Here is a 5,504-nt window from a genome sequence, read left to right as displayed (position 1 = left end):
GGGGGGGGGGCCCCCCCAGCCGGCGCCCCCCCTTTTTGGGGGGGCCCGGGGGGGCCCCCCCCCCCCCCCCCCCCGTCCGGCTCCGGGAGGGACCCTGCGTGCTGGATGTCTCGCTCATACTGGCTCCATGCTTCCTGTTGTGGAGGCGGGCCGTGGGGGCGGGGCCGGATCAGCCCGGCCGCGCCCCTCGAGGCACGTCACGTACAGCACCGGCAGGAAGATCAACGTGAGGATCGTGGCGCCGAGGAGACCGCCCATGATGGCGAAGGCCATCGGCCCCCAGAACACCGTGGGCGTGATCGGGATCATGCCGAGCACCGTGGAGATGGCGGTCAGCATGATCGGCCGGAAGCGGGAGGTGCTGGCCTCCAGCGCCGCCTCGGCGACGCCGCGCCCCGCCGCGCGCTCGGCCTCGATCTGCGTCACCAGGATCACCGCGTTCTTGGCGATCATGCCCATCAGCGACAGCACGCCCAGGATGGCCACGAAGCCGAGCGGGCTGCCGGAGAGCAACAGGGCCGCCACCACGCCGATCAGACCCAGCGGCACCACGCTCAGCACGATGAAGAGCCGCGAGAAGCTCCTCAGGTGGAAGATCAGCACGGTGAGCATGATGAACAGCATCAGCGGCACGACCGCCGTCACCGAGGCCAGGGAGTCGGCGCTTTCCTCAACGATGCCGCCCGTCTCGATCCGGTATCCGGGCGGCAGCGCCGCCGCCGCCGCGGCGATCCCCGGCGCCAGGTCGTCCACCACGTCGTTCGGCAGCACGCCGCGCGGCAGATAGGCCTGGACCGTCAGCGTCGGGATGCGGTTCCGGCGCGTGATGATCGGATACTCCTGCTCGTAGTCGAAGGTGGCGAACTGGCTGAGCGACACCGTCCGGCCGCCGGGGATCGGAACCTGCAACGTCCGCAGGGCCTCGACCGACATCCGTTCGGCCTCGACCGCCCGCACCACCACATTGATCAGGTAGATGCCGTCACGCATCTGCGTCACCGTGGTGCCGGAGATCGCCGCGTTCAGGGCGCTGGCCACCGCCGCCGAGCTCAACCCGAGGCGCCGGGCCTCGTCCTGGTCCACCCGGACACGGAGCTGGCGGGCGGGCTCCATCCAGTCGAAGCTGGTGCCGCGCGTGGCGGGATGCGCGGCCACAACTCCGGCCAGGTTCATCGCCAGCTCGCGCACCTCGTCCGGATCGTCGCCGGAGACGCGGTACTGGATGGGCCAGCCGACCGGCGGGCCCAGCTCCAGCGGATAGACCCGGCCGACCACTTCGGGGAACTGCTCCAGCAGCACCTGCTCCAGCCGCGTCTCCAGCCGGTCGCGGGATTGCAGGCCCTTGGTGATCACCACGAGCTGGGCGAAGAAGTTGTTCGGCGGTTGCACGTCCAGCGGCAGGTAGAAGCGGATGGCGCCGCGGCCCACATTGGTGCTCCAGCGCTCGACATCCGGGTCCCGGGCCAGGATCGCCTCCAGCCGCGCCGCCGCCGCGTCGGTCGCATGGATCGAGGCGTTCTGCGGCAGGGTCAGGTCCACCATCAGCTCATAGCGGTCCGAGGACGGGAAGAACTGCTGGCTGACGAAGCGCATGCCGAAGACCGAGAGGACGAAGAGCCCCACCGTCGCGGCGATGGTCACCCAGCGCCAGCGGATCGCCGTGCCGAGGAAGGAGCGGTAGACCCGCACCAGGCGCCCGGGCTCGTTGGAGGTGCCGGGCCTGGGCGGCCGCAGGATCAGCACGCCGAGCAGCGGCGCGAAGATCACCGCCACCAGCCAGGACACCAGCAGGGCGATGGTGACGACCGCGAAGATGGAGAAGGTGTATTCGCCCGCCGAGCTGCGGGCGAAACCGACCGGGACGAAGCCGGCGATGGTCACCAGCGTGCCCGTCAGCATCGAGAAGGCGAGGGCACGGAAGGCGTAGGTGCCGGCGGCCTCCTTGCTGTCGCCGGCTGCGAGCCGGTTCATCATGGCGTCCACGGTGGTCATGGCGTCGTCCACCATGAGGGCGAGCGCGATGATCAGCGCCCCCAGCGAGATGCGCTGCAGGTCGATGCCAACGATCTGCATGATGGGAAAGACGATGGCGAGCGTCAGCGGGATGGCCAGGGCGACGATGGCGCCGGGCCGCACGCCGAGGCTGACGAAGCTCGCCACCAGGATGATCGCGATCGCCTGCCAGAGCGATCCCATGAAGTCGGCGATGGCCAGCGCGACGGTGCGCGGCTGCTCGGCCACCGCGCTCATCTCGATCCCCACCGGCGTGTCGGCCATGACGCGGCGCGCCGCCACGTCGATGTTGTGGCCGAGCTGCAGCACGTCGCCGCCATCGCGCATGGAGATGCCGAGGCCGATCGCCTCCCGCCCGTTCACGCGGAACATCGGCTGGGGCGGATCGGCGTAGCCGCGACGGACCTCCGCGATGTCGCTCAGGCGCAGGATGCGGCTGCCCTGGGCGGCGGGCATCGCGAAGTTCATCGCCCGGATGTCGCCCTCGGATTCGAAGGAGCCGGAGACGCGCAGCAGCAGCCGCTCCTGCCCGCCCTCGATGGTGCCGGTGGGCGAGATCAGGTTCTGCGCCTGCAGCGCGCCGATCAACGCGTTGCGGTCGATGCCCAGCCCCGCCAGCTTCTCCATCGAGAACTCGATGAAGACCCGCTCGTCCTGCGCCCCGATGAGCTCGATCCGGGAGACATCGGGGACCTTCAGCAGCTCCGAGCGCATCTCCTCCACATGGTCGCGCAGTTCGCGATGGGTGAAGCCGTCCGCCGTGAAGCCGTAGACGATCCCGAAGGTGTCGCCGAAATCGTCGTTGAAGAAGGGGCCCTGGATGCCGGGCGGGAAGGTGTGGCGGATGTCGCCGATATTCTTGCGGACCTGATACCAGGTGTCCGTGACCTGGGCGTCCGGCGTGCTTCCCAGCAGGTCCACATAGATCAGGCTCTGGCCGGGCTGGGTGAAGCTGCGCAGCCGGTTCAGGTTGGGCGTCTCCTGCAGCCGGCGCTCCAGCCGCTCGGTGACCTGGTTCAGCGTGTCCTCCATGGAGCCGCCGGGCCAGTTGGCCTGGACGATCATGGTGCGGATCGTGAAGACCGGGTCCTCCGCCCGGCCCAGCCGCAGGAAGGAGAGGGTGCCGGCCAGCACCGCGACGATCATCAGGTAGACGACGATGGAGCGGTTGTTCAGCGCCCATTCGGAAAGGTTGAACGGCCTCACCGCGCGGCGCCCCCGGCCGTGCCCTGGGAGGCGGCCTGCGCGGCGCCGAGCACCCGGACCTGCTGGCCTGGGCGGAGGGTCTGCGCCCCCGCCGTCACCACCACCTCGCCGTCCCGCAACCCGCCGGCGATGATGGCGCGCGCGGCATCGTAGCGCGCCACCTCGACGGGGCGCAGCGACACGGTGGAACCCTGTCCATCCACCACCCAGACCGCCGGACCCTGGTTGGCCCGGGTCAGGGCCGAGGCCGGAACCTCGATGCCGCTCACTCCGCCGATTCGGATGCCGCCATTGACGGTCGAGCCCAGCCGCATGGCCTCCGGCGGGTCGATCAACCCGACGCGCACCCGGAAGGTGCGCGTCACCGGATCGGCCTGCGGCGAGACCTCCCGCACCCGTCCGGTCGTCCGGACCGCGGGGTTGCCGCTCAGGGACACCGTGACCAGCGGGTCGGGCTCCGCCTGCTCCATCAGCCGGGCGGGCACGTCGAACACCGCGTCGCGTCCGCCCTCACGGGCCAGGGTCACGATGCGCTGGCCCGCCGCCACCACCTCGCCCGGCTCGGCGCCACGGGCCGTGACGACACCGTTCGAATCCGCCACGAGGTCGGTATAGGCGAGCGTCGTCTCGGCGATGTTCTCCTGCGCCAGGCTGGCATCCACCTGGGACTGCGCGGCCTGCAGCCGCCGGACCGCGTCGTCGTAACTGGCGCGGGTGGTGAAGCCGCTGCGCAGCAGCTGGTTCTGCCGGTCGTAGTGGTTGCGCGCCTGCACCAGCGCCGCCCGCGCCGCCGCGGTGGCCGCCCGGGCCGCGCGCAGATTGTCGCGCGGCGTGCTGTCCTCCAGCCGCGCGATGACCTGGCCGGCGCGGACCTGATCGCCGACGTTCACGCCGCGCTCGATCATCCGCCCACCGATGCGGAAGGCCAGGCCGACTTCCTCGGCCGCCTCCACCTGTCCGGTCAGCGCCACCGTCTCGCCGCCCGGCTGCGACACCGCGACGCTGGCGCGGACCGGGCGCGGCGGTTCAGGCGGCGGCGGCTCGGCCGGGCCGCAGGCGGGAAGAGCCAGGAGGCCGGTGAGCACCACACCCCGCAGCACCAGTCTCGTCAGGATGGCGGGTCCAAGTGCTTGCGGCATCCCGAGGCGCCTCCGTTGCAAATGCCACAAGGGCACAGCGATTCCGTCGGCCGGCACCGGCCGGGCCGGCCGCTCCTCCAAGGGAACAGGCGCCGGCACGCTCCGGAGCCGGCGATGCGACGCCGCGATTCCATCGGCTGCGGAAGCTTAGCCACAGGAGTTCGAGGTGTGAACAATTCGAAATCAGAATAACCTGAATAAGATGTGTTGGCGTTGCTCTTTCGTGAAACAAACCTGAATGCACCGTCCCGATGGACGTGGACATGCGCAAGGTGCAGATTCCACCCGCCTGGCAGGCGCCGCCTCCGTTCCCCTGCGTCTCCGGTGAGGCGCCCCTCCGCTCAGCGGGGGATCAGCGCCCCGGCCGCGCGGTCGGCGGCCTGCTCGCTCGCCAGGAGGCCGGCGGCGACGCCCGCCCGGTCCTCGGCGCTCCGGTTCTGGCTCATCTTCCGCTTGCCCTCCAGCCGCACGATCGGCAGCCGCAGGCCGACGATCCCCCGGAGCTGGGCGCGGATGAAGGCGCCCGGCGCGTCGCTGACGGCCCAGGGCTCGGCCCGGCCTGCCTCCCGCTGCTCCGTCAGGCGGGTGACGACCTCGAGCAGGCGCTCCGCATCCTCGAAGAACTCGGCCGGGCCATAGGCATGGACGGCGACGTAGTTCCAGGTCGGCACGACCTTCCCATGCTCCTGCTTGGAGGCATACCAGGACGGGCTGACATAGGCGTCCGGCCCCATGAACACCGCCATCGCCTCCCCCGCCGGCGGCAGCTTCCATTGCGGGTTCGCCCGCGCCAGATGGCCGTAGAGCGTGCCGTGAGGGCCTTCCCCTGGCACCAGGAACAGCGGCAGCGGCGTGGCGGCCAGGCCCTCGGAGGTGGCGGTCACGAGGGTCGCCAGGCGGGCTTCCCGGATCGTTCCATGCAGGGCGGCGAGATCATCCTCGCGGAAGGCGGGCGGGACATACATGCTGCGGGACCTCCAACAGGCTGGACGATGCCCGGTTTCCGGCCCGGAAGGAACATCCAGTTCCCGGGCTCCGCGAAAGGCCGGTTTCCGGAGATCCCGCCAGATCCGCGACAGCAACGGGACCGGATCGCCGCCGCCGGCGCGGGGGGGCCCCCGGGCGGGGCCGCGCGGGGGGGGGGGG

At 71.0% G+C, this 5,504-nt stretch carries 3 protein-coding genes; all 3 read right to left on the bottom strand.

Features of this window, described 5'->3' with window-relative positions; all coding sequences use genetic code 11:
* Positions 1 to 114 precede the first annotated feature (114 nt).
* The 3 genes from ACVMLK_RS19690 to ACVMLK_RS19680 all read right to left on the bottom strand — a co-directional run bounded on the left by ACVMLK_RS19690 (position 115) and on the right by ACVMLK_RS19680 (position 5,323).
* The gene (locus ACVMLK_RS19690; protein WP_457487380.1) at positions 115 to 3,219 is read right to left on the bottom strand and encodes an efflux RND transporter permease subunit; all 3,105 of its coding nucleotides are present in this window, start codon (positions 3,217 to 3,219) and stop codon (positions 115 to 117) included.
* Positions 3,216 to 4,358: an efflux RND transporter periplasmic adaptor subunit gene (locus tag ACVMLK_RS19685; protein WP_457487379.1), complete on the bottom strand. Its 1,143-nt coding sequence runs from the start codon at positions 4,356 to 4,358 to the stop codon at positions 3,216 to 3,218. Before ACVMLK_RS19685 ends, ACVMLK_RS19690 begins: the two co-directional genes overlap by 4 nt.
* A gap of 341 nt (positions 4,359 to 4,699) precedes the next feature.
* Positions 4,700 to 5,323, bottom strand: a complete 624-nt coding sequence (locus tag ACVMLK_RS19680; RefSeq protein WP_457487378.1) for an FMN-binding negative transcriptional regulator — start codon at positions 5,321 to 5,323, stop codon at positions 4,700 to 4,702.
* Positions 5,324 to 5,504 lie beyond the last annotated feature (181 nt).

This window comes from Teichococcus aerofrigidensis, from assembly GCF_054073225.1.
This window is presented reverse-complemented; position numbering and strand designations above follow the sequence as displayed.

Bases quoted from the DNA above. Each gene is read 5' to 3' on its own strand.
- ACVMLK_RS19685 (WP_457487379.1), bottom strand. From the start codon at position 4,358: ATGCCGCAAGCACTTGGACCCGCCATCCTGACGAGACTGGTGCTGCGG.
- ACVMLK_RS19680 (WP_457487378.1), bottom strand. From the start codon at position 5,323: ATGTATGTCCCGCCCGCCTTCCGCGAGGATGATCTCGCCGCCCTGCAT.